Origin of the sequence: Micromonospora sp. CA-259024, assembly GCF_050936255.1 — a bacterium.
Taxonomy (GTDB): domain Bacteria; phylum Actinomycetota; class Actinomycetes; order Mycobacteriales; family Micromonosporaceae; genus Micromonospora.
In genome coordinates, this window is sequence record NZ_JBNJND010000002.1 from 911127 (window position 1) to 935355 (window position 24229).

23 protein-coding genes are annotated in these 24229 nt (G+C 73.4%); 10 read left to right on the forward strand and 13 right to left on the reverse strand.

Annotation, left to right across the window (positions count from 1 at the left end; all coding sequences use genetic code 11):
- Nucleotides 1-52: 52 nt before the first annotated feature.
- From alr to ACQEUX_RS23560, 3 genes are all read right to left on the reverse strand, one after another.
- Nucleotides 53-1171, reverse strand: coding sequence for an alanine racemase (alr, locus tag ACQEUX_RS23550; protein ID WP_433052268.1), 1119 nt, complete (start codon nucleotides 1169-1171; stop codon nucleotides 53-55).
- Nucleotides 1172-1259: 88 nt separating this feature from the next.
- Nucleotides 1260-2729: an NAD(P)H-hydrate dehydratase gene (locus ACQEUX_RS23555; RefSeq protein WP_433052271.1), complete on the reverse strand. Its 1470-nt coding sequence runs from the start codon at nucleotides 2727-2729 to the stop codon at nucleotides 1260-1262.
- Between the two features lie 53 nt (nucleotides 2730-2782).
- Nucleotides 2783-3151, reverse strand: a complete 369-nt coding sequence (locus ACQEUX_RS23560; RefSeq protein WP_433052274.1) for a holo-ACP synthase — start codon at nucleotides 3149-3151, stop codon at nucleotides 2783-2785.
- 175 nt (nucleotides 3152-3326) lie between these two features.
- Here ACQEUX_RS23560 and ACQEUX_RS23565 point away from each other — a divergent pair, with 175 nt between their 5' ends.
- On the forward strand, nucleotides 3327-3623 hold the full coding sequence (locus ACQEUX_RS23565; RefSeq protein ID WP_433052277.1) for a hypothetical protein: 297 nt from the start codon (nucleotides 3327-3329) through the stop codon (nucleotides 3621-3623).
- On the forward strand, nucleotides 3620-5212 hold the full coding sequence (locus ACQEUX_RS23570; RefSeq protein ID WP_433052280.1) for an alpha/beta hydrolase: 1593 nt from the start codon (nucleotides 3620-3622) through the stop codon (nucleotides 5210-5212). The genes ACQEUX_RS23565 and ACQEUX_RS23570 overlap by 4 nt, the downstream gene beginning before the upstream one ends.
- A 15-nt stretch (nucleotides 5213-5227) precedes the next feature.
- On the opposite strand, the gene glmS is transcribed toward ACQEUX_RS23570, so the two are convergent.
- On the reverse strand, nucleotides 5228-7141 hold the full coding sequence (gene glmS / locus ACQEUX_RS23575) for a glutamine--fructose-6-phosphate transaminase (isomerizing) (protein ID WP_433052283.1): 1914 nt from the start codon (nucleotides 7139-7141) through the stop codon (nucleotides 5228-5230).
- A gap of 392 nt (nucleotides 7142-7533) precedes the next feature.
- Between glmS and ACQEUX_RS23580 the strand changes: the two genes are divergently transcribed.
- The 3 genes from ACQEUX_RS23580 (at nucleotide 7534) to ACQEUX_RS23590 (ending at nucleotide 9739) form a co-directional block, all read left to right on the forward strand.
- Nucleotides 7534-7845 (forward strand): hypothetical protein, encoded by a 312-nt coding sequence (locus ACQEUX_RS23580; protein ID WP_433052286.1) that lies wholly within the window; start codon nucleotides 7534-7536, stop codon nucleotides 7843-7845.
- Nucleotides 7846-7894: 49 nt separating this feature from the next.
- The gene (locus ACQEUX_RS23585) at nucleotides 7895-8389 is read left to right on the forward strand and encodes an MmpS family transport accessory protein (RefSeq protein WP_433052289.1); all 495 of its coding nucleotides are present in this window, start codon (nucleotides 7895-7897) and stop codon (nucleotides 8387-8389) included.
- Between the two features lie 153 nt (nucleotides 8390-8542).
- Nucleotides 8543-9739: a pyridoxal phosphate-dependent aminotransferase gene (locus ACQEUX_RS23590; RefSeq protein WP_433052292.1), complete on the forward strand. Its 1197-nt coding sequence runs from the start codon at nucleotides 8543-8545 to the stop codon at nucleotides 9737-9739.
- Nucleotides 9740-9800: 61 nt separating this feature from the next.
- Here ACQEUX_RS23590 and glmM read toward each other — a convergent pair whose 3' ends face one another.
- From glmM to ACQEUX_RS23625, 7 genes are all read right to left on the reverse strand, one after another.
- Nucleotides 9801-11156 (reverse strand): phosphoglucosamine mutase, encoded by a 1356-nt coding sequence (gene glmM, locus ACQEUX_RS23595; RefSeq protein ID WP_433052295.1) that lies wholly within the window; start codon nucleotides 11154-11156, stop codon nucleotides 9801-9803.
- Nucleotides 11157-11273: 117 nt separating this feature from the next.
- Nucleotides 11274-11738 carry a 30S ribosomal protein S9 gene (rpsI, locus tag ACQEUX_RS23600; RefSeq protein WP_355050719.1) on the reverse strand — a complete coding sequence of 155 codons (465 nt, stop codon included), beginning with the start codon at nucleotides 11736-11738 and terminating at the stop codon, nucleotides 11274-11276.
- 20 nt (nucleotides 11739-11758) lie between these two features.
- Entirely contained in the window at nucleotides 11759-12202 is a 444-nt protein-coding gene (gene rplM / locus ACQEUX_RS23605; RefSeq protein ID WP_007465158.1) for a 50S ribosomal protein L13, read from the reverse strand.
- Between the two features lie 209 nt (nucleotides 12203-12411).
- Complete coding sequence (locus ACQEUX_RS23610; RefSeq protein ID WP_433052300.1) at nucleotides 12412-13794, reverse strand: MFS transporter; 1383 nt, start codon at nucleotides 13792-13794, stop codon at nucleotides 12412-12414.
- 140 nt (nucleotides 13795-13934) lie between these two features.
- Entirely contained in the window at nucleotides 13935-14228 is a 294-nt protein-coding gene (locus tag ACQEUX_RS23615) for a hypothetical protein (RefSeq protein WP_151488090.1), read from the reverse strand.
- Entirely contained in the window at nucleotides 14218-14475 is a 258-nt protein-coding gene (locus ACQEUX_RS23620) for a DUF6364 family protein (protein WP_088950199.1), read from the reverse strand. The genes ACQEUX_RS23615 and ACQEUX_RS23620 overlap by 11 nt, the downstream gene beginning before the upstream one ends.
- 91 nt (nucleotides 14476-14566) lie before the next feature.
- Nucleotides 14567-15274, reverse strand: a complete 708-nt coding sequence (locus tag ACQEUX_RS23625; RefSeq protein ID WP_433052304.1) for a class I SAM-dependent methyltransferase — start codon at nucleotides 15272-15274, stop codon at nucleotides 14567-14569.
- Between the two features lie 390 nt (nucleotides 15275-15664).
- On the opposite strand from ACQEUX_RS23625, the gene ACQEUX_RS23630 reads away from it, so the two are divergent.
- From ACQEUX_RS23630 to ACQEUX_RS23650, 5 genes are read left to right on the forward strand one after another with little or no spacing between them, the layout of a single operon-like run.
- A complete protein-coding gene (locus tag ACQEUX_RS23630) occupies nucleotides 15665-17734 on the forward strand; it encodes a molybdopterin oxidoreductase family protein (protein WP_433057089.1) in 2070 nt (689 codons plus the stop codon).
- Complete coding sequence (locus tag ACQEUX_RS23635) at nucleotides 17731-19170, forward strand: FAD-dependent oxidoreductase (protein ID WP_433052307.1); 1440 nt, start codon at nucleotides 17731-17733, stop codon at nucleotides 19168-19170. Before ACQEUX_RS23630 ends, ACQEUX_RS23635 begins: the two co-directional genes overlap by 4 nt.
- Nucleotides 19167-21704, forward strand: a complete 2538-nt coding sequence (nirB, locus tag ACQEUX_RS23640; protein WP_433052310.1) for a nitrite reductase large subunit NirB — start codon at nucleotides 19167-19169, stop codon at nucleotides 21702-21704. Before ACQEUX_RS23635 ends, nirB begins: the two co-directional genes overlap by 4 nt.
- Nucleotides 21701-22048, forward strand: coding sequence for a nitrite reductase small subunit NirD (gene nirD, locus ACQEUX_RS23645; RefSeq protein WP_433052313.1), 348 nt, complete (start codon nucleotides 21701-21703; stop codon nucleotides 22046-22048). The genes nirB and nirD overlap by 4 nt, the downstream gene beginning before the upstream one ends.
- Nucleotides 22048-23136 (forward strand): uroporphyrinogen-III synthase, encoded by a 1089-nt coding sequence (locus ACQEUX_RS23650; protein WP_433052316.1) that lies wholly within the window; start codon nucleotides 22048-22050, stop codon nucleotides 23134-23136. Before nirD ends, ACQEUX_RS23650 begins: the two co-directional genes overlap by 1 nt.
- 41 nt (nucleotides 23137-23177) lie before the next feature.
- Here the strand turns inward: ACQEUX_RS23650 and ACQEUX_RS23655 are convergent, their stop codons facing one another.
- Together ACQEUX_RS23655 and ACQEUX_RS23660 are read right to left on the reverse strand one after the other, a co-directional pair.
- Nucleotides 23178-23801, reverse strand: a complete 624-nt coding sequence (locus ACQEUX_RS23655; protein ID WP_433052319.1) for a GTP-binding protein — start codon at nucleotides 23799-23801, stop codon at nucleotides 23178-23180.
- Nucleotides 23782-24147, reverse strand: a complete 366-nt coding sequence (locus tag ACQEUX_RS23660; RefSeq protein WP_151488101.1) for a DUF742 domain-containing protein — start codon at nucleotides 24145-24147, stop codon at nucleotides 23782-23784. Before ACQEUX_RS23660 ends, ACQEUX_RS23655 begins: the two co-directional genes overlap by 20 nt.
- Nucleotides 24148-24229: the final 82 nt, after the last annotated feature.

The window sequence follows — 24229 nt, forward strand, 5'->3', positions numbered from 1 at the left end:
GCCACCTTGGTTCGCGACCGCGGGGCTCGCAACCCCGGCTCACTCCGCACGCTCACGGCCGCTCGCCGTCATAGACCCGGGGCACACGCGTGCCGCCGAACCGGGTGACGATCTCGTAGTTGATCGTGCCGACCGCCTCGGCCCAGTCGTCGGCGGTCGGCTCACCGTCAACGCCACTGCCGAAGAGGGTCGCCACGTCGCCGTCGGCCACCGGGTCGTTGCCGCAGTCGATCACGAACTGGTCCATGCAGACCCGCCCCGAGATCGTCCGGCGTGCACCGGCGAGCTGCACCGGCCCGCTGTTGGAGGCGTGCCGGGGAACCCCGTCGGCATACCCGAGCGGCACCACGGCCAGGTTCGCGTCGCTCGGCGTGGTGTAGGTGTGCCCGTAGGAGACGCCGGTGCCGGCGGGCACCCGCTTGGTGAGCATCACCCGGGCGCGCGCGGTCATCGCCGGCCGCAGCCCGTACGTCTCACCGACGACCGGGGAGAGCCCGTAGATGGCCAGACCGGGGCGGACCAGGTCGAAGTGGGTGTCCGGGCGGGTCAGGGTGGCCGCCGAGTTGGCGAGGTGCCGCCAGCGCGGTCGTAGCCCGGCCCGCTCGACCATGGCCAGCCCCTCGTGGAAGACGGCAAGCTGACGATCCGTGGTGGGATGACCCGGCGAGTCCGCGTACACGAAGTGGCTCCACACGCCGACCACCTCGACCAGGCCGTCGGCCTGCGCCTTCGCGGCGGCGTCCAGCAGCGCGGGCCAGTCGGCGACGGTCGCCCCACCCCGGGACAGCCCAGTGTCGATCTTCAGGTGCAGACGAGCGGGACGCCCGGCGAGCCGGCTCGCCTCGATCATCTCGTCCAGCTGCGGAAGGCTGGCCGCGCCCAGGTCCACCCCGGCGCTGACCCCCTCGTGCAGCGGCAACCCGGGCGCGAGCAGCCAGGCCAGCACCGGCGCGGTCACCCCGGCGCGACGCAGGGTGAGCGCTTCGTCGAGGGTGCAGACCCCGAGCCAGTCCGCCCCGGCGTCGAGCGCCGCGCGGGCGGCCGGGAGCATGCCGTGGCCGTACCCGTCGGCCTTCACCACCGCCATCAACTCGGCGTTGGTGCCGGAGCGGAGTCTGCTCACGTTCTCGCGGATCGCGTCAAGATCGACGCGTACCTCGGCCTGCCACATGCGCCCAGCCTACTTTCCGCTGTGATCACCGCGGGCGCCGACGCACGTCCCGGCGGGCGATCCGGTCGTCGGACTCGGGACCGCATGATCAGCCCAGCCGGGCGATTACCGGGCGAAGCCCGGTCACCACGTCGGGCGCGGTCACCGGCCCGCCCCGGTCCGCCTCCCGACCGGCGAGCCCGTGCAGGTACGCGGCCGCGGCCGCGGCCCGATCGGCAGGCACTCCGGCCGCCAGCAGCGAGCCGAGCAGCCCGGCCAGCACGTCGCCGGTGCCACCGGTGGCCAGCGCCGGGGTGCCGGTCGGGTTGACGAACGCCCGACCGTCCGGCGTGCCGATCACCGTGCGGTCCCCCTTGAGCAGCACCACCGCGTTCATCCAGGCGGCCAGCCGCAGCGCGGCGGCGACGCGGTCCGCCCCGGGCTCCTCCCCGCAGAGCCGGGTGAACTCCCGGTCGTGCGGGGTGACCACGATCGGCGCGTCCCGACCGCGCAGCCGGTCGGCGAGCGAGCCGTCCACCAGCAGGGTCAGCGCATCGGCGTCGAGCACCACCGGCACCGGGGCGGCCAGCACGGCGCGCAGCTCGGCGGCGGCGTCCTCACCGGTGCCCAACCCGGAGCCGCAGACCCAGGCCTGCACGCGGCCCGCGTCGGCGACCCGCCCGGTGGCGATCACCGAGGGGTGCTGGTGCAGCACCTCGGCACGGGCCCCGCCGGCGTATCGGACCATACCGGTCGGCCCCACCAGAGCACCGCCCACGGAGAGCACCGCCGCGCCCGGGTAGGTGGCTGAGCCGGTCGCCACGCCCACCACTCCCCGGGTGTACTTCTCTGACGCCGGGCCCAGCTCCGGCCACCAGTCGACAACGTCGGACCACTCGGTGACCCGTATCGCCGGGGTGCCCCGCAGCCACGGCCGCAGCCCGATGTCGACCAGCTCCACCTGCCCGGCCAGGGCGGCGGCCGGCCCGACCACCAGTGCGGGCTTCAGCGCGCCGAACGTCACCGTCACGTCGGCGCGGACCGCGGTGGGCCGGCCGGACGAGGACAGCGGCACGTGACCGGTGTCCACCGCGACCCCGCTCGGTACGTCCACCGCCAGTACGGTGGCGCGCTCCCCGTCGCGCCCGCGTAGCTCGCCGAGGCGCCGGACCACCTCGTCCGCGTTCGCCCGGAGCCCGCCGGTGCCGCCGATGCCGACAATGCCGTCGAGGACCAGGTCGACCGCGCCGGCCGGACTGTCGACCCGCCGGCCGCCGGCGGCTCGCAGCGCGGCCAGCCCGGCGGCGTGCGCACGCCCGGGCGTGAGGAGCAGGGCGGACACACGGACGCCCCGACGGGCCAGCCGCTCCCCCGCGTACAGCGCGTCACCGCCGTTGTCACCGGAGCCGACCAGCAGCAGCACCCGGCCGCCGTAGACCCCGCCCCGCTCGGCGAGCAGCAGCGCGGCCCGGCGGGCCAGCCCGGCGGCGGCCCGCTGCATCAGCGTCCCCTCCGGCAGGGTGTCCATCAGCCCGGCCTCGGCCGCCCGTACGTCGGCCACCCGCCACACCGCTCTCATGCCACCGTGTCCCATTCCGCTCGCGGGTGGGCCCGATCGGCCCGCCGCCGACGTCATCGTTCCGCGACCACCATCGCCGACGCGATCCCCCCGTCGTGCGACAACGAGAGATGCCAGTGGTTGACCCCACACGCGTCGGCCGCCGCCGCGACCGTGCCGGAGACGGCCAGCCAGGGTCGGCCGTCCGGATCGGGCACGATCTCGCAGTCGTGCCAGTTCAGCCCCGCCGGGGCACCGAGCGCCTTGGCCACGGCTTCCTTCGCGGCGAAGCGGGCGGCGAGCGATTCCGGCGAGCGCGGACTGCCGGAGCGGGTGTGCCGCTCGGCCTCGGTGAAGAGCCGGCCGGCGAGCGACGGCGTCCGTGCCAGGGCCCGGGCGAACCGGTCCACCAGCACGACGTCGATGCCGACAGCGACGATCACCAGACCACCCTACCGGCGGTGGAGGCCGCAGATTAGCCGTCGGCCACGCGGTGGGCAACGCCTGTGGACAGGCCGGGGTACGAACCGCCGCCGGCTGTCCACAGGGTACGGCGAACCCCGGGGTGCCCCGCCTACCGTCAGCGCGTCGATGCCGATCGCGCACGGGGGTGTGGTCATGACCGATGAGCCGTTTGCCGTCCAGCCGGAGGAGCTGCGGGCGGTGGCCGTCACGCTCGACGACGCGGCGCACCGGCTGGCGCTGGGCCTGGCGGGAGTGCCCGGGCTGCTGGTGGCGGCGCCCGAGTGGCGAGCTGGCGCAGCCCTGGCCGGGCTGGAGGCAGCCGGCCACGCCTGGTTCTGCCGGCTGGGTGCCCGGGTCGCGGCGACCTCCGGCGGGGTCCGGGCGGCGGCCGAGGCGTACGAGACGGTGGACGACCGGGCCGCCGACCGGTTCGCCGCCCTGCCCCGGTGAGCGGCGTCGGCTACCGGCAGCTGTGGGCAGCCGATCCGGGCGGCTGGCGGGCCGCCGGGGCGGCCTGGGCCGGGTTGACCGGGTCGCTCGATCGACGCGTCGGCGAGCTGCGCGGGGCCGCCGGGCGGTTGCGGGGCGGTTGGTCCGGTGCTGCCGCCACGGCGGCGGACGCCCGGCTCGCCGGTCTGTGTGACGAGCTGACCTCGGTCGCGCCCGCGCTGATCGAGGTCGACCAGGTGCTGACCGAGTTGGCCGGTCGGCTGACGGTGGCGAAGGCGCGGCTCGCCGAGGCGGTCGCTCAGGCGGACGCGGCCGGCCTGGTGGTGGACCGCGCGGGCAGGGTGCACGTCGATCCTGCCCAGGTCCGGCCCACCGAGCGGGCCGGCGTGGCGGCCGCCCGGGTGGCGGCGGCCCTCCGGGACGCGCTCGACGGGGCAGGGCTCGCGGATCGGGTCGCCGCGGACCGGCTGGATGAGCTGGCCCGCGCCGCCAGCTCCGGTTGGGCGTCCCCGCCACCGCCGGGCCGGCCGGCCCCCGGCGCGGCGCCGACGCTGGTCCGCGCATGGTGGTCCGGGTTGACACCGGCGCAGCGACGGTGGCTGATCGGGCGCGAGGCGGCGCTGGTCGGCCGATTGGACGGGGTGCCGGTGGCCGCCCGTGACCAGGCCAATCGGCTGCGACTCGGCATCTGGCGCGAGGAGTTGCTGGCTGAGCGGCGACGGTTGCTCGCCCGGGTGCCGCCGGGGCCGCTCGCGTCGGTCCGACTGCACGGGGTGGCCGGGCGGTTGGCCGGCCTGGACGCGCTGACCGGCAGGCTGGCAGCCGGCGGGGAGCCGCGGGCGTACCTGCTCGGGCTGGATCCGGCCGGGGAGGGCCGGGTGGTGGTGGCGCTCGGCGACCCGGACCAGGCCGAGCGGGTGCTGACCTACGTGCCGGGGATGACCGCCGGCCTGGACGACGCCCCGGGCGAGCTGGGCAGGGCGGCCCGAGTGCTGGACCGGTGCGCCGCGCTCGCGCCGGGTGAGCGCACCGCGGCGGTGCTCTGGTTGGACTACGACGCCCCGGATTTCCTGACCGAGGCCGCCTCGGCTGGCCAGGCCCGGGACGCCGGCCCGGCCCTGCACCGCTTTCAGGAGGGGCTGCGGGCCAGCCACGAGGGGCCACCGGCGCGGCAGACCGTGCTCGGGCACAGCTACGGGTCGCTGGTGGTGGGTGTGGCCGCCCGGGAGCACGGGCTGGCCGCCGACGCCCTGGTCTTCGTCGGCTCGCCCGGGGTCGGCGCGGCGCACGCCGCCGAGTTGGGCGTGCCACCCGGGCAGGTCTGGGCGAGCAGCGCCCCCGACGACGTGATCCGGGCGGCCCGCCCCGCCGACGAGCTGGGCCGACGTGCCCTGCTGGGTGCTGCTCCGCTGGCCGCGGTGCTGGGCTGGCCCGACCGGACGGGGCACGAGCTGTGGTTCGGCCACGACCCGTCCGATCCCGGCTTCGGCGGCCGGGTCTTCGGCAGTGGGTTGGGCGGGCACGCCGGTTACTGGGACCCGGGCAACCCCGCGCTGGACGGGATGGCCCGGGTCGTGCTCGGCCGCTGAGGCTTAGGGCGTGCCCTACTCGACGGTGACCGACTTGGCCAGGTTGCGGGGCTGGTCCACGTCGTGCCCCCGGGCGGCGGCGATCTCGGCGGCGAGCACCTGCAGCGGCACGGTGGTGACCAGTGGGGCCAGCAGGGTCGGCGTACGCGGCACGTAGATCAGGTGGTCGGCGTACCGGACGACGGCCTGGTCGCCCTCCTCCGCGATCACGATGGTCCGCGCGCCACGCGCCCGGACCTCCTGGATGTTGGAGACGACCTTGTCGTGCAGCATGCCGCGGCCGACTGGCGAGGGCACCACGCAGATCACCGGAGTGCCCTTGTCGATCAGGGCGATCGGGCCGTGCTTCAGCTCACCGGCCGCGAAGCCCTCAGCGTGCATGTACGCCAGCTCCTTGAGCTTCAGCGCACCCTCCAGGGCCACCGGGTAGCCGACGTGCCGGCCGATGAACAGCACGGTGGGCTCGGACTTCAGCTCCCGGGCCAGCTCGCGCACGGGCTCGATCCGCTCGAGCAACTCCCGCAGCTTGGCCGGAATCTCCTGCAACTGCGCGACCACCGCGCCCACCTCGTCGGCGAACTTGATGCCGCGCACCTGGGCGAGGTGCAGACCGATCAGGTAGCAGGCGACGACCTGGGTGAGGAACGCCTTGGTGGACGCGACGGCGATCTCCGGCCCGCCGTGGGTGTAGAGGACCGCGTCGGACTCACGGGGGATGGTCGAGCCGTTGGTGTTGCAGATGGCCAACACCCGGGCCTTCTGCTCCTTGGCGTGGCGCAGCGCCATCAGGGTGTCCATCGTCTCGCCGGACTGCGAGATCACCACGATGAGCGTGGACCGGTCGAGCACCGGGTCGCGGTAGCGGAACTCGCTGGCCAGCTCCACCTCGCAGGGGATCCGGGTCCAGTGTTCGATGGCGTACTTGGCGACCATGCCGGCGTGGTACGCCGTGCCACAGGCCACGATGAAGATCTTGTCGACGTCGCGCAGATCCTGGTCGCTGAGGCGGACCTCGTCGAGGGCGATCTCACCGGTCTCGGTGAGCCGGCCGAGCAGCGTGTCGGCGATGGCCTGCGGCTGCTCCTCGATCTCCTTGAGCATGAACCAGTCGTAGCCGCCCTTCTCGGCCGCCGAGGAGTCCCAGTCGATGTGGAAGTCCTTGCCGGCGGCGGGCTGGCCCTCGAAGTCGGTGATCTCGATGCTGTCACCGGTGATCAGGACGATCTGGTCCTGGCCCAGCTCGACCGCTTCCCGGGTGTGCTCGATGAAGGCGGCCACGTCGCTGGCCAGGTAGTTCTCACCGTCGCCCCGGCCGACCACCAGTGGCGAGTTGCGCCGGGCACCGACGACCGCACCGGGCACGGCGGCGTCCACCGCGAGCAGGGTGAACGCACCCTCCAGCCGCTGGCAGACCACCCGCATGCCGGCGGCGAGCAGCTGCGGGCTGTCCGGCTGGCCGGCGGCGCGCAGGTCGGCCAGCGCGGCGGCGAGCAGGTGCGCGGCGCACTCGGTGTCGGTGTCGCTGGTGAACTGGACGCCGTCGGCCTCCAGCTCGGCGCGGAGCTTGGCGAAGTTCTCGATGATGCCGTTGTGGATCACCGCGACCCGTCCGTCGGGGGCGACGTGCGGGTGGGCGTTGCGGTCGGTGGGGCCGCCGTGGGTGGCCCACCGGGTGTGCCCGATGCCGGTGGTGCCGTCACCGATGCCGATCGGGCTGGCCGCGCAGGAGGTCGGGTCGTCGGCGGCCCGCTCGGACAGCACCTTCTCGAGGTTGGCCAGCTTGCCGGCCTTCTTCTCGGTCAGGAGCTGGTCGTCGCAGACGATCGCGACGCCCGCCGAGTCATAGCCGCGGTATTCCAGCCGCCGCAGCCCGTCGAGCACGATGCCGAGTGCGGGGCGCGCGCCCGCGTATCCCACGATTCCACACATGGCCCGCAGCCTAACCCAGTTTCGCTCACGATGGGTGCTCGAAAGGGCGGTTATCAATCACGGAATCTGAGCGATCGGTGGCTGGCGGGTCGCAACGGGACGAGCGTCACAGCCCCGTCGTAGCCGCCCGGGGACGATGGGGTTGCGGCGCGCCTTCGGGTACGACAGTCTCGCGGCGGGTTCGGCGCGCCCGCCCTCGGCCCGTTCGTTCCATACCCACTCCCGCCCGGAGCAGCCATGTCCGACGCGCCCCCGCCCGAACCGTCCCCCTCCTCACCATCGGACCCGGCATCTCCCCCACCACCGCCGGACCCGACGGCGCCGGCCTCCTCGGCCCCGATCCCGGCACCCGACCCGCTGGCACCGGGCCAGCCGTGGGCACCGCCGACCCCGTGGGCACCAGCCCCGTGGGCGCCTCCTCCGCCGGCCGCGCCGTGGGCGCCGTCCCCGCCCGCGACCCAGTGGACGCCGGAAGCGCCGGCGTCCCCGTGGTCGCCGTCCCCGCCCGACGCCTCGGGCCCGCCGCCCGCCGGATCGCCGCCGCCCCCGGGGTGGCCGACGCCCGCCGGCTGGCCCACGCCCACCGGGGAGTCACCGCCGGCAGGATGGCCGCCGTCAGCAGGATGGCCGCCGTACGGCCACCCGCCGCCGTACGGCTATCCGCCGCCGTACGCCTACCCCGGCTACCCGCAGGCCAGCGGTAGCGCGACCACGAACAGCGGCCGGGTCGTCGGGATCGTCGTCGCGGTCTTCGTGGCGCTGGTCGTGATCGTCTGCGGCTGCCTCTGCGCGGGCGGTTTCCTGCTCGACGGCGCCGGATCGGAGCCGATCGCCGAGGAGCCGTGGGTCGTTCCCGACGACGGCTGGACCGCTCCCACCACACGGGCGCCCGTTCCGGAGCGACCCACCGCCCAGCCGCCCACCGTGCCGCCCACCCCCAGCAGGCAGCCGATCACTCGACCGACGTCAGGGCCGGCACCGGTGACCGTGGTCTACGAGGTCACCGGAGAGGGCCGGGCCGACATCGCGTACTTCGACGCCGAGAGCGACCTGATCCACGTCGACGGCGCGAAGTTGCCCTGGCGCACCACGATCCGGACGAACGGCCAGAGCCGGGTTCTGGTGGAGGCGAGATGGTCCGACAATGGTGAGAGACCACTCGACTGCACCGTCACGGTCACCGGTGCCGGCAAACCGGTCGTCAACAAGACTCGGGGGTCCTGGGCGACCAGTTGCGCGCCCGAGTGAGGCTGAGCGCGGCCAGTCTCGCTTGATCGACACGCGATCAGCGATGTCGCGGTATCGGGATGCCGTTGATACCCCGATATCAGCGATCTCGAGTCGATCAAGCGAGCGCGGCGGGCCTGGGGTTCAGCCGGGGGCACCCGTAGGCTGGCGCAGGTGACGACGAGCACCGATGTCGACCCGCTGGTGGCCCGGATGCGGCCGTTCGGCACGACGATCTTCGCCGAGATGTCCGCCCTCGCCGTACGGACCGGTGCGGTCAACCTCGGCCAGGGCTTCCCCGACACCGACGGCCCACCGGAGATGCTGGCCGCCGCCGCCGAGGCGCTGCGCGGTGGGCAGAACCAGTACCCGCCCGGGCCGGGGATTCCCGCCCTGCGCGCGGCGGTCGCGGCCCATCAGCAACGGTTCCACGGCCTGGCGTACGACCCGGACGGCGAGATCGTGATCACCGCCGGCGCGACCGAAGCGGTCGCGGCGAGCATCCTCGCTCTCTGCGAGCCGGGTGACGAGGTGGTCTGCTTCGAGCCGTACTACGACTCGTACGCCGCCTCGATCGCGTTGGCCGGCGCGGTCCGGCGGCCGGTGACCCTGCGCCCCGCGGCCGACGGCCGGTACGCCTTCGACCCGGCGGCGCTGCGCGCGGCGTTCGGCCCCCGCACCCGGCTGGTGCTGCTCAACTCACCGCACAACCCGACCGGCAAGGTCTTCACCCCGGCCGAGCTGGCGCTGGTCGCCGAGCTGTGCCAGGAGCACGACGCGTACGCGGTCACCGACGAGGTGTACGAGCACCTGGTCTTCACCGACTCGGCGAACCCGCACTTGCCGCTGGCCACGCTGCCCGGGATGCGGGAGCGGACGCTGCGCATCTCCTCGGCCGGCAAGACGTTCTCCTGCACGGGTTGGAAGGTCGGCTGGGCGAGCGGCCCGGCCGCCCTGGTCTCGGCGGTGCTGCGGGTGAAGCAGTTCCTCACCTTCGTCAACGCCGCGCCACTGCAACCGGCCGTCGCCGTGGCGCTTGCCCTGCCGGACGACTACTACACCGGCTTCCGCGACGGGCTCCAGCAGCGGCGCGACCAGCTCATCGGCGGTCTCACCGACGCCGGGTTCGAGGTGCTCAGGCCGGAGGGGACGTACTTCGTCACGGCCGACGTCACCGCCCTCGGTGGCCGGGACGGGGTGGAGTTCTGCCGGTCGCTGCCGGAGCGCTGCGGCGTGGTGGCGGTGCCCACCCAGGTCTTCTACGACGACGCCGACGCGGGCCGGCGGCTGGTCCGCTTCGCCTTCTGCAAGCGCCCGGAGGTGCTGACCGAGGCGGTCAGCCGGCTGCGCGCTCTGAGCTCGAGCCGCTGACCGACCGACAACCTCGACTCCACCACCCGCGGGCAGATGTGAGACCGCCGCCGTGGCGGTCTCAGCTCGCGGGGCTGGCGGCGCGGACCTGCTCGGCGATCCGCTCGGCCACGGACCGGGCGGTGTGCTCGGTGGCCGCCTCGACCATGACCCGGACCAGCGGCTCGGTGCCCGACGGGCGCAGCAGCACCCGGCCGGTCTCACCCAGCTCCACCTCGGCACGCTCGACCTCGGCGCGGACGGCCGGTGCGGCGGCGCCGACGGTGCGGTCGCCGACCGGCACGTTGATCAGCACCTGGGGCAGCTTGGTGACCACCGAGGCCAACTCGGCGAGGGACTGGCCGGTGGCCGCCATCCGCGCCATCAGGTGCAGGCCGGTGAGCACCCCGTCGCCGGTGGTGGCGTGCGCGGGCATGACGATGTGGCCGCTCTGCTCGCCACCGAGCGCCAGCCCGGAGGCGCGCAGCTCCTCCAGGACGTACCGGTCGCCGACCTTGGTCTCGATCAGGCGGATGCCCTGCGCGGACATCGCGAGCCGCAGGCCGAGGTTGCTCATCACGGTCGCCACCAGGGTGTCCTGGGTGAGCGTGCCGGCGTCGCGCATGGCCAGCGCGAGGATCGCCATCACCTGGTCGCCGTCCACCTCGTCACCGTCGGCGGTGACCGCCAGGCAGCGGTCGGCGTCGCCGTCGTGGGCGATGCCCAGGTGGGCGCCGTGCTCGACCACGGCGGCACGCAACGCCTCGATGTGGTTGGAGCCGCAGTCGTCGTTGATGTTCAGGCCGTCGGGCTCGGCGTGGATCGCGATGACCTCCGCGCCCGCCTCCCGGTAGGCGACCGGTGCGACCTCGGCGGCGGCACCGTTGGCGCAGTCGACCACGACCTTGATCCCGTCGAGCCGGTGCGGCAGGGTGCCGACCAGGTGCTGGACGTAGTGGTCCGCGCCGTCGAGCAGGTCGTGTACGCGGCCGATGCCGGCGCCGATCGGGCGATCCCAGGCGGTGGTGGCGTTCGTCTCGACGGCCGCCTCGATCCGCATCTCGATCTCGTCGGGCAACTTGTGCCCGCCGGCGGCGAAGAGCTTGATGCCGTTGTCCGGCATCGGGTTGTGCGACGCGGAGAGCATCACCCCGAGGTCGGCCTTGGCCTCGGCGGTCAGGAACGCCACCGCGGGAGTGGGCAGCACGCCGACCCGCACCACGTTGGCGCCGGCGCTGGTCAGCCCGGCGACCACGGCGGCCTCCAGCATTTCGCCGCTGGCCCGGGTGTCCCGACCGACGACGGCGAGCGGCGGGTGACTGCGGTCCGTCTCGGCGAGTGTGTGCGCGGCGGCCACCGCGAGCGCCAGCGCCAATTCGGGGGTGAGATCCGCGTTCGCTCGCCCGCGTACGCCGTCCGTGCCGAACAACCGACCCATACCCGCCAACCTCCGATGCGCACTGCCGGTGAGGAGAAAGCGAAACGGCCGGCCACCTCCCCCGATCGAGGGGAGGTGAACCGGCCGTCCGTCAGAAGTACAACGCGCTGGTGAAGATCAGCGCTTCGAGTACTGGGGAGCCTTACGGGCCTTCTTGAGGCCGTACTTCTTGCTCTCCTTGACCCGGGCGTCCCGGGTGAGGAAGCCGGCCTTCTTGAGGGCCGGACGGTCGTCCGGCTCGTTGACGATCAGCGCCCGGGCGATGGCCAGCCGCAGCGCACCGGCCTGGCCGGTGGTGCCGCCGCCACGCAGGTTGGCGATGACGTCGAACGCCTCGGGCTTCTCGGCGGTGACCAGCGGGTCCTTGATGAGCTGCTGGTGCACCTTGCTCGGGAAGTAGGCCTCGAGGTCGCGACCGTTGCAGGTGATCTTGCCGGTACCCGGAACGATACGGACCCGGACGATGGCCTCCTTGCGCCGACCCACGGTCTGGATCGGGCGGTCACCACGCGGCGCGCGGGCGACGGGCGCCGGCGCCTCGGTGGCCTCGGGGGCAACCTCGGTCTCGGTGATGTCGGTCATGCTGCTTCCTTCGCCCGCGCTCACTGCGCGATCTGCTTGATCTCGAACGGCACCGGCTGCTGCGCGAGGTGCGGGTGCTCGGCGCCGGCGTAGACCTTCAGCTTCTTGATCAGCTGACGGCCGAGCTTGTTGTGCGGGAGCATCCCCTTCACAGCCAGCTCGATGGCCCGCTCGGGGCGCTTGGTCAGCAGCTCGTCGTAGCCGACCTGCTTCAGACCACCCGGGTAACCGGAGTGGCGGTAAGCAACCTTGGTCTGGCGCTTGTTGCCGGTCAACGCAACCTTGCCCGCGTTCACGATGACGACAAAGTCGCCCGTGTCGACGTGCGGCGCGAAAGTCGGCTTGTGCTTACCACGCAGCAACGTGGCGGCGTGGGTGGCCAGGCGGCCCAGCACGACATCAGAGGCGTCGATAACGTGCCACTGACGCTCGATCTCACCCGGCTTCGGGCTGTACGTACGCACAGGTCTACCTTGTCTCGTCGTCGGTCTGGGGTCGCGCGCCGAGGTGACCAGATCTTGCAGGCCGGACCAGCGCGCACGAACGACCAAGCGTACCTGATAGGGCACGCCTCTGGATGTCGTACAACAGCAGGCAACGATACCCGGCGCCCCGTCCGCAGGTCAAAACGGGGGTCCGGTCCCGCGCGGCGCCGCGCCGACCGTGGCCCAGCTCACACGCTGGCCAGCCGATCGGTTCCCGGGCGACGGTAGACGACCCAGGTGACCGCGAAACACAACGCGTACCAGCCGATGAAGGCCAGGTAGGCGGCGTCGGCGTTGCCGGAGCCGAGGAACGACTGACGGAACGCGATGTTGACCAGCACGCCGCCGAAGGCGCCGATCGCACCCGCGATGCCGATCAACGCGCCGGTCATGCGCCGCGCCCAACGCGCGGCGGCCTCCGGGTCGAGGCGGCCCGCGGTCACCGCGTCCGCGGCCCGGGCCCGGAAGATCGCCGGGATCATCTTGTAGGTGGAGCCGTTGCCGATGCCGGAGAAGACGAAGAGGGCGAGAAACCCGGCCAGGTAGAGCTCGAACGAGTGCTCCCGGGCCGCGTACAGCACGGTGCCCGCGCCGACCGCCATCGCCACGAAGTTCCAGAAGGTCACCCGGGCCCCGCCCAACCGGTCGGCGAGGTGCCCGCCCAGCGGCCGGATCAGCGAGCCGATCAGCGGGCCGAGGAAGGTCAGCCAGGCGGCGTCGACCGGGGTGGGGAACCGCTCGGCGAACTGGAGCTGGAGCACCTGGCCGAAGGCGAAACCGAACCCGATGAACGAGCCGAAGGTGCCGATGTAGAGCAGCGACATGACCCAGGTGTGCGGGTCGCGGGCCGCCTCGCGCAGTGCGCCCGGCTCGTTGCGCGCCCCGGGCACCGTGTCCAACCAGCGGGCCGCCGCCAGCGCGGCCAGCACGATCAGCGGCAGGTAGACCGCCGGCACCAGCCGGGGGTACGCGGCACCGGCGGTGGCGAGGACCGCCAGCCCGACCAACTGCACCGCGGGTACGCCCAGGTTGCCGCCACCGGCGTTGAGCCCGAGGGCCCGGCCCTTGAGCCGCTGCGGGTAGAACAGGTTGATGTTCGCCATCGAGGAGGCGAAGTTGCCGCCACCGACCCCGGTGATGCAGGCGAGCACCATCAGCGTCGAGTAGGACACCCCGGGTTCGAGCAGCACGGTCATCGGCACCGTGGGCACCAGCAGCAGCAGCGCGCTGATGATCGTCCAGCGCCGCCCGCCGAAGCGGGCCACCGCCAGCGTGTACGGCAGCCTCAGCACCGCCCCCAGTGCGGCCGGCACGGCGGTGAGCAGGAACTTCCCGGCCGGATCGATGCCGTACGCGGGGCCGAGGAAGAGCACGGTGACCGACCAGAGGCTCCACACCGAGAAGCCGACGTGCTCGGCGAAGATCGAGACCCAGAGGTTGCGCCGGGCGATCGGGGCGCCCGTCGCCCGCCAGAAGTCGGGGTCCTCGGGGCGCCAGTCGACGAGCCGGCGCCCACGCCCGGTGGCGGCTGACGGCCCGGCGGTGACTGCGGTGCTGGTGAGCGTGCTCACGGCGACTCCTTCTCGTCGATGTGACGAGGGGAAACGCTAGGAACACCGGGTTACCTGGCAGTGCCCGTCGCGGGTCGGCGCGGAAACGGGGACCGCACCACGGGCCGGCGGCGGTGGTGAGCACGCCACCCGGGCCCTGGTCAGAGCTGCTGGAGGATGCGCAGCGCGCGGCCGACCCGGAGCATGGTGTCGGTGTCGGCGACGTCCACGCAGTCGGTGAACCACTTCTTCATCGGCGAGGAGATGCGATCGGGCATCACCACGTACCGGCCCATCGACACGGCGAGCGGCGAGTCGCGCAGCAGCGACTCCTCGACGACCTCGACCACGATCACGATCGGCACGTCGGTGGAGTTGTAGACGTCTGAGCTGATCACGAGCCCGAGGCGTTCCCGGGCGCCCTCGATGCGCCAGACCTCTCCCCTACGCAGCACGCGGCCGTCCGCCGGAGAGCAGGTCGTTGACCATGCCCACCTCCCGGGCGTCGGCGAGGGCGGCGGACTCGAGGTCGAGACCGGCACGGCCCACGGCGGCGGCGTGCGCGGTGAAGACCTCGCGCAGCGCCTTCTCCCGAGCGGCCTGGTCCATCCACGCGGAGAGCGACAGCCCCTCGCGCTTGGCGAACCGCCGGGCCTCCTCGATCGTCTCGTCGGTGAACGACAGAGTCACCTTGGCAGTCATGCCGGTGAGACTACCCACTGGTATGACCGCCAGTCATCCACGCGCCCACCAGCTCGCCCTCCGGTGTCGAAACGCACATTCCGGCAGCGTCTCACCCGGTCCGCGCGGCGGACCGGCCACCGAACACCGCGAAGCGCCACTCCTTGAAGTAGCAGTCGACGTCCGTCAGCCCGGCCTCGGTGAGCCAGCGGCACTGGTCGCCGACGGTCGCCGGCCGGTCGTGCCGCATCCGCTCCCGGGCTGCCGCGATCTCCTCCGGGGGCGAGCCGAGCTCGGTGATCCGCGTCGTCCACACCTCGTCGTAGCGCCGGTCCAGCGCCGGTGTCGGCCCGGCGACCTGCTCGGCGTTGACGAACACCCCACCGGGCGCCAGTGCGGCGGCGGCCCTCCGGTAGAGCGATCGCTTGCCGGCGTCGTCCAGGTGGTGGATCGCCAGCGCGCTGACCACCGCGTCGTACCGGCCGTCGGGCAGCGGGTCGGCCAGGTCGGCCCGGACCGTCCGGTGCGGCACGGATCGGGCGTCCAACTGGTCGGCGGCGCGGGCGAGCATCGCCGGCGCCGCGTCGACCAGGGTCAGCCGTACCCCCGGCACCGCGGCGGAGAGCAGCAGCGAGAGCAGGCCGGTGCCCGCGCCCAGGTCCAGCACCTCCGGCGTACGACCGACGGCCAGCGCGGCCCGCAGCGGTGGCGCGGCAACCTGGACGGCCGTGCCGTAGAAGGCGTCGAAGCAGGGCACCAGCCGTCGGCGAGCCTCGTCGTAGCTGCCGGCCACCGCGTCGAAGACGTCCGCGACGCTCATCGCACCCTCCCATTATTCAAGACAGATTTCCCACATAATAAGCGATGCGCGGGTGGGCGTCCCGTCGCCGCCACCAGACCCTGATCGGCTCTCGTCCAGCCCGGGTGGGCGGGCCGCCGCACTGTGGAGCTGATGTCACAAACGAGTCATTCGCTGATGTCGTCAGCGATTCAGCTCCACAGGCATCCCGACCCATACCTCCATCACGCTCGCTGCCCCGGTGCGGTGTGAGCCCCACTTGACAGGACCGAAACAGAAGAGACCCGGACTGGAAACTGCCCGACGGCACGCTTTCCCGACATGACAGACGGTGCATGGTCGGCAACTCGGCCGGGGCTGACGCCCCGGGAGGTGGCGACGCACTGCCCGTACTGCGCGCTCCAGTGCGGGATGGTGCTGCGCGAGGACGACAGCGGGGTGACGGTCCACCCCCGCCAGTTCCCCACCAATCGGGGCGGGCTCTGCCAGAAGGGTTGGACCGCCGCGGAACTGCTCGACCACCCGGAGCGGCTGACCACCCCGCTGGTGCGCGACCCAGCCACCGGTGAGCTGCACGCGGCGAGCTGGGACGACGCACTCGATCGGGTCGTCGCCGGCATCCGCGCCGTCCAGGACGACGCCGGCCGGGACGCCGTCGCCGTCTTCGGCGGCGGTGGCCTCACCAACGAGAAGGCGTACGCGTTGGGGAAGTTCGCCCGGATCGGGCTGCGCACCCGCCACATCGACTACAACGGACGGTTCTGCATGTCCTCGGCGGCAGCCGCCGGGATGCGCGCCTTCGGCATCGACCGGGGGCTGCCGTTCCCGCTCGCCGACCTGGGCCGGGCCGACACCCTGCTGCTGGTCGGGGCCAACCCGGCGGAGACCATGCCGCCGCTGGTGCGCTGGCTCACCGAGCAGCGCCGCAACGGCGGGCGCCTGATCGTCGTCGACCCCCGGGTCACCGCCACCGCCCGCCAGGCCGACCTGCACCTGCAACCACTGCCCGGCACCGACCTCGCGGTGGCCAACGGACTGCTGCACATCGCACTCACCGAGGGTTGGGTCGACCGGGCGTACGTGGCCGAACGCACCGCCGGATTCGAGGCGGTCCGCCGCAGCGTCGCCGCGTGGTGGCCGGCCCGCGCGGAACAACTCTCCGGGGTGCCAGTGGCCGACCTGGAGGCGACCGCCCGCGCGCTGGGCACCGGCGGTCGAGTGGTCATCCTGACCGCGCGCGGCGCGGAGCAGCACGCCAAGGGGGTGGACACGGTCACCGCGTACGTCAATCTCGCCCTCGCCCTCGGCCTGCCCGGCCGCGCCGGCTCGGGGTACGGCTGCCTGACCGGCCAGGGCAACGGCCAGGGCGGGCGGGAGCACGGGCAGAAGGCCGACCAACTCCCCGGCTACCGGCGGATCGACGACCCGGCGGCCCGCGAGCACGTGGCGGGGGTCTGGGGGGTGCCGGCCGACGAGCTGCCCGGTCCCGGCGTTCCGGCCTACCAGTTGCTCGACTCGCTCGGCACTCCGGACGGCCCCCGGGCATTGCTGGTGTTCGGCTCCAATCCGGTGGTCTCCGCGCCCCGGGCGGCCCGCATCGAGCGCCGGTTGCGCGACCTCGACCTGCTGGTCGTCGCCGATCTGCTGCTCTCCGAGACGGCCGCGCTGGCGGACGTGGTGCTGCCCACCGCGCAGTGGGCCGAGGAGGACGGCACGATGACCAACCTGGAGGGTCGGGTGCTGCGTCGGCGCGCCCTACGCCCGCCCCCGCCGGGCGTCCGGACCGACCTGGCCATCATCTCCGACCTCGCGGCCCGGCTGGCCGCCACCGAGGCACCCGCCACCGAATCGGCCGCCGGCCCGGCGGACAGCACCGCGGCGGCTCGGTTCCCGGCCGACCCGGCCGCCGTCTTCGCCGAGCTGCGCCGCGCCTCCGCCGGCGGGGCCGCCGACTACGCCGGCATCAGCTGGGCCCGGATCGACGCTGCCGACGGTGTCTACTGGCCCTGCCCGGCCGAGGACGGGCCGGACACCCCACGGCTCTTCGCCGACCGGTTCGCCACCCCGGACGGCCGGGCGCGGTTCCACCCCGTCGACCACCGGCCGGCCGCCGAGGAGGTCTGCGCCACGTACCCGCTGCACTTCACCACCGGCCGCGTACTGGCGCAGTACCAGTCCGGCACCCAGACCCGCCGGGTGGCCGCACTGCGCCGCGCCGCCCCCGAGGCATTCGTCGAGCTGCACCCCGACCTGGCCGCCCGGCTGGGCATCGACGACGGCGATCCGGTGCGGGTCACCTCGCGCCGAGGCGAGTTCCGCGCTCCGGCCCGGCTCAGCGCCGGGATCCGGCCGGACACCGTGTTCGCCCCGTTCCACTACGCGGGGCCGGGCCGGGCCAACTCGGTGACCAACGACGCGGTGGACCCGATCTCCGGGATGCCCGAGTTCAAGATCTGCGCGGTCCGGGTGGAGAAGGCATGACCGCCCGGGTGGTGATCATCGGCAACGGGATGGCGGGAGCCCGCCTCGCCGGCGAGCTGCACGCCCGGGAGGGCGACCGGAAGGTCACCGTGCTCGGGGCGGAGCCGCACCGCGCGTACAACCGGATCCTGCTCTCCACACTGCTGGCCGGTCGGGTCGACGAACCGGACGTGGAGCTGACCGAGGCCGCCGGGCACGGCATCGACCTGCGCACCGGCGTACCGGTGACGGCGGTCGACCGGTCCACCCGGGAGGTCCGCACCGGCGACGGCGAACGGATCTCCTACGACCACCTGGTGCTGGCCACCGGCGCCCGGGCGGTGGTGCCGCCCCTGCCCGGCCTCGACCCGGCCGACCTGCCGGAGCGGGTGGTCCCCTTCCGGACTCTGGACGACTGCCGACGGATCCTCGCAGCCGCGGTCGGCGCGCGCAGCGCGCTGGTGCTCGGCGGGGGGCTGCTCGGCCTGGAGGCCGCCCGGGGGCTCGCCACCCGGGGTCTGGCCACCACCGTGGTGCACCCGACGGGGCACCTGATGGAACGGCAACTCGACCCGGCGGCCGGTGCGGTGCTCGCCGGCACACTCGCCGGGCTCGGCGTCACCGTCCAGCTGGCGGTGCCCGCGACCGGTGTGGCCGCGGACGCCGACGGTGTTCGCCTCGACCTGGCCGACGGCCGATCGCTGCGCGCCGACCTCCTGGTGCTCTCCTGCGGCGTACGCCCGGACACCGCCCTCGCGCAGGCCGCCGGGCTGACCGTGCGGCGCGGCGTGGTGGTGGACGACCGGCTCCGCACCAACGACCGGTCCATCTCCGCGATCGGCGACTGCGCCGAGCACGACGGCGTGCTCACCGGGCTGGTCGCACCCGCCTGGGCCCAGGCCCGGGTGCTCGCCGACGTACTGACCGGGACGGACCCGCTGGCCCGGTACCGACCCCGGCCGGTGGTGACCCGGCTCAAGGCCGCCGGGATCGACCTGGCCGCGATGGGCGACGCGGTGGGCTCCGGGCCGGGCGAGGAGCTGACCTTCACCGACCCGACCCGGGGCACGTACGCCCGGCTGCGGATCCGGGACGAGCGGTTGATCGGCGCGATCCTGCTCGGCGACAACCCGGCTGTCGGCACGGTGATCCAGCTCTTCGACCGTGGCCACCCGGTGCCGACCGACCGGCGGGCGCTGCTGCTGGGCCGGGCACTCGGCGCGGTCGGTGCGGCTCCAGCCGCGTCACCGGCGCTGATGCCGGACTCGGCCACGGTCTGCCAGTGCAACACGGTGACCAAGGGCGCGCTGGTGCGCAGTTGGCGCTCCGGCGCGCGGACGGTGGATGCGGTGGTGGCGGCGACCCGGGCCGGCACCGGATGCGGCGGATGCCGGGACGCGGTGGGCGGCATCGTCGACTGGCTTGGCCAGGCGGAATCGGTGGAGGTGACGCGATGAGCGGCGGCGATCTGGTCGTCATCGGCAACGGCATGGTCGGGCAGCGCTTCGTTGACGCGCTGCGCGCCCGTGACCCGCAGGGCCACTGGCGGGTGACCGTGCTGGCCGAGGAGGGGCGCCCGGCGTACGACCGGGTGCGACTCTCGGCGTACTTCGACGGGGTGAGTGAGAGCGAGCTCAACCTGCACACACCGCACGACGGGGTGCGGCTGCGTCTGGGCGAGCCGGCCACCGCCATCGACCGGGACAGGCAGGTGGTGACCACCGCCCTCGGCGAGTACCGCTACGACATGTTGGTGCTGGCCACCGGGTCGTACCCGTTCGTGCCGCCGGTGCCCGGCGCGGAGCTGCCCGGGGTCTTCGTCTACCGGACCCTGGACGACCTGGCGGCGATCCGGGCGTACGCGCGGGGCCGGCGGGCCGGCGCGGTGATCGGCGGCGGGCTGCTCGGTCTGGAGGCGGCGAACGCCCTGCGGCTGCTCGGCCTGAGCACCGACGTGGTCGAGTTCGCGCCCCGGTTGATGCCGGTGCAGGTGGACCAGGCCGGCGGTGCGATGCTGCGCCGCTACGTCGACGACCTGGGCGTACGGACGCATCTCGGGGTGGCGACCACCGCGATCCGACCCGGCCCGGACGGCGGCGTCGCGGCCCTGGAACTCTCCGACGGTGCTGCCATCGACGCCGACCTGGTGGTGGTGGCCGCCGGCATCCGGCCTCGGGACCAGCTGGCCCGGGCCGCCGGTCTGCCACTGGGTCCACGCGGCGGTGTGCTGGTCGACGAGACCTGCCGCAGCGCCGACGAGCGGATCTGGGCGGTCGGTGAGTGCGCGGCGGTCGACGGCACCTGCCACGGCCTGGTCGCACCGGGGTACGCGACGGCCGAGGTGGTGGCCGACCGGCTGGTCGGCGGGGCGGCGACCTTCCCGGGCGCGGACACCGCCACCAAGCTCAAGCTGCTCGGCGTCGACGTGGCCTCGTTCGGCGACGCGCACGGCACGACCCCGGGTTGCCTGGACGTCACGTTCACCGACCCGGCCACCCGGGTCTACGCGAAGCTGGTCCTCTCCGACGACGCGCACACCCTGCTCGGCGGGGTGCTGGTGGGCGACGCCAGCGCGTACCCGACGTTGCGGGCCAGTGTGGGTGGTCCCCTGCCGGCCGCGCCGCTGGCGCTGCTCGCCCCGGACGGCGGCGGCGCTGACGCCGGTGCGCTGCCCGCCACCGCCCAGGTCTGCTCCTGCAACGCGGTGACCCGCGGCGACGTGGACGCCGCCATCGCCGACGGCTGCGCGGACGTGGCGGCGTTGAAGGCGTGCACCCGGGCCGGCACCAGTTGCGGTTCCTGTGTGCCGATGCTGAAGCAGCTCCTGGACGCGGCCGGGGTGGCGCAGTCCACGGCGCTCTGTGAGCACTTCGACGTCAGTCGGCGGGAGCTGTTCGAGATCGTCCGGGTGCGCGGCATCCGGACCTTCTCCCGGCTGGTCGCCGAGCACGGTCGGGGTCGTGGCTGCGACATCTGCAAGCCGGTGGTGGCGTCGATCCTCGCGTCGCTGGGCAGTGGGCACGTGCTCGACGGTGAGCAGGCGTCGTTGCAGGACACCAACGACCACTTCCTGGCCAACCTGCAACGCGACGGCAGCTACTCGGTGGTGCCCCGGATCCCGGGCGGCGAGATCACCCCGGAGAAGCTGATCGTGATCGGCGAGGTCGCTCGGGACTTCCAGCTCTACACCAAGATCACCGGTGGGCAACGGATCGATCTGTTCGGGGCGCGGGTGGAGCAGCTGCCCCAGATCTGGCGGCGGCTCGTGGACGCCGGCTTCGAGTCCGGCCACGCGTACGGCAAGGCGCTGCGGACGGTGAAGTCCTGCGTGGGCGAGACCTGGTGCCGGTACGGCGTACAGGACTCGGTGGGGCTGGCCATCGCGTTGGAGCTGCGCTATCGAGGACTACGCGCCCCACACAAGATCAAGTCAGCGGTCTCCGGTTGCGCCCGCGAGTGCGCCGAGGCGCGCAGCAAGGACTTCGGCATCATCGCCACCGAGACCGGCTGGAATCTGTACGTCGGTGGCAACGGCGGCTTCCGGCCCCGGCACGCCGACCTGTTCGCCACCGACCTGTCCACGGAAGAGCTGATCTCGCTGATCGACCGCTTCCTGATCTACTACATCCGCACCGCCGACCGGCTGCAACGCACGGCCGGCTGGATCGAGGCGATGGACGGCGGCCTGGACCACCTGCGCTCCGTGATCGTGGACGACTCGCTCGGGCTCTGCGCCGAACTGGACTCGGCGATGGCCCAGCACGTGGCGTCGTACTCCGACGAGTGGCGTGACGTGCTGGACGACCCGGATCGGCTGCGCCGCTACACCTCCTTCGTCAACGCTCCCGACGTGCCCGACCCGTCGATCACCTTCGCGCGGGAACGCGGCCAGCCGGTGCCGGCGGGTGGCTCTTCGCCGGCCCGACCACATCTGGCCGACGGGCACCGCCGGCAACCCGTCACGCTGGGCCTTCCGGAGGTACGCCGATGAACCACGTCATGACGCGGGGCTGGACCGCCGTCTGCCCCCTCAACCAACTGGAACCGGACCGGGGGGTCGCCGCCCTGGTCGACGGGGCCCAGGTCGCCGTCTTCCGGACGGCGGACGGGCTGTTCGCCATCGACAACCGCGATCCGGTCTCCGGGGCGTACGTGCTGTCCCGGGGCATCGTCGGCAGCCGTGCCGGGGTGCCGACGGTCGCGTCGCCGCTGCACAAACAGGTGTACGACCTGCGCAGCGGGCACTGCCTCGACCTGCCCGGGGTGGCCGTGGCCCGGCACGACGCGCGTTGCCGCAACGGGCTGGTCGAGGTGCGGCTGCGACAGGAGGGTTGATGCGGGAAGAACTGGCGGGTTTCACCATCGGGGTGACCGCCGACCGGCGGCGCGACGAGTTGGCCGCACTGCTCGAACGGCGCGGCGCCCGGGTGGTGCTCGCTCCGGCGTTGCGGATCGTGCCGCTGTCCGACGACACCGAGCTGCGCGAGGCGACCCGCGCCTGCCTCGACCAACCGCCGGACATCCTGATGGCCAACACCGGCATCGGCATGCGCGGGTGGCTGGAGGCGGCCGAGGGCTGGGGGTTGGCCGAGCCGCTGCGCTCGGTGCTGGCCAGTTCGTACGTGGTGGCCCGGGGCCCGAAGGCGCGCGGCGCGATCCGTGCGGCCGGACTGCACGACCAGTGGTCGCCAGCGTCGGAGAGCTGTGACGAGGTGGTCGACCACCTGCGCCGACGCGGCGTGGCCGGGCAGGTGATCGCCATGCAGCTGCACGGTGAGCGGCAGCCGGAGTGCACACTCGCGCTGGAGGCGGCGGGTGCGACGGTGATCGAGGTGCCGGTCTACCGCTGGGCGCCACCGACCGACCCGGCGCCGCTGCACCGCCTGATCGACCTCATCGCCGGCCGGCTGGTGGACGCGGTGACGTTCACCTCGGCGCCGGCGGCCGAGGCGCTGCTGCGGGCGGCCGGGGACCGTACCGACGCGGTGCTGTCCGCGTTGCGCGGTGATGTACTGGCCAGCTGCGTCGGCGCGGTGACCGCCGAGCCGCTGCTGCGGCACGGGGTGCCGGTGAGCGCACCGGGTCGGGCTCGGCTGGGGGCGCTGGTACGCACCATCGTCGACGAGCTGCCCCGCCGGACCATGACCTTCAAGGCCGGCGGGCACCTGCTCACGCTGCGCGGACACGCCGCGGTGATCGACGGCGAGCTGCGGCCGCTCGCCCCCGCCCCGATGGCGGTGTTGCGGGCGCTGGCGCAGTCCCCCGGTCGGGTGCTGTCCCGCACGGCGCTGCTGCGGACGCTGCCCCGGGGCGCGGACGAGCACGCGGTGGAGATGGCCGTCGCCCGCCTCCGGGCGGGCCTACGCGCGCCCCGCGTGGTGCAGACCGTGGTGAAGCGCGGCTACCGGCTCCGGGTCGACTGACGTGTCACGGCCGACCGGTGTGTCGGCCGTGACACGACCGTTCAGCCAACCGGCGTGGGGAAGCCGCGCCCGTGCTCGGACTGGAGCCGGAGCATGGCGTGCTCGACCACCGTCACCAGCACCTGCTTGACCGAGTCCCGGTGTCGGGCGTCGGTCATCACCAGCGGCACCTGCGGAGAGATGGCCAGCGCCTCGCGGACCTCGTCCAGCTCGTACTGGGGAGCGCCGTCGAACCGGTTCAGCGCCACCACGTACGGCAGGTTGCGGTTCTCGAAGTAGTCCAGCGGGGCGAACGCGTCAGTGATGCGACGCGTGTCCACCAGCACGGCGGCACCCACCGCACCCCGGATGATCTCGTCCCACATGAACCAGAACCGGGTCTGACCGGGCGTACCGAAGAGGTACAGGATCAGATCCTCGGCCATGGTGATACGGCCGAAGTCCATGGCGACCGTGGTGGTCTCCTTGCCCGGCACCTTGGACGGGTCGTCGATGCCGACACCCGCCGCGGTCATCAACGCCTCGGTGGTCAGCGGTGTGATCTCGGAGATCGCCCCGACCAGTGTCGTCTTACCGACGCCGAAGCCGCCCGCGACGACGATCTTCGCGGAGACGATTCCCCGGCCCGGCCGCCCCCCAGCGGGGTCATAGCCTGCGAAGTCCACTTAGCACCCTTCCAAGCAGTTCCATCCGCTCCTCGAATCCCTCGGCGGGAGCAGCAGTGTGTAACGTCAGCAGGCTCTCGGCCACCATGTCGGCGACCAACACCCGGGCGACGCCCAGCGGCATCCGGGTGTACGCGGCGATCTCCGCCAGCGACTGTGCTCGGCCCTCGCAGACCGTGGCGATGCGGTGCTTGTCATGCCCGGCGAAGCGGGACTCGGCGACCTGGGTGGGAGACGCGGTGAGGACGGCCTCGAGGGCGATGTCCTGCCGAGGCTCGGTACGCCCACGGGTGACCGCGTACGGACGCACCAGCGCACCACGCGGGTCAACGCGCCGTTGGTCCATTCCCGATCACCTCCTCGTCCCCTCCGGAGCCGGCCTGAACCGCCTTCCGTCCCTGTCTCGGCGCGCTGTCCGAGCGCCGTCT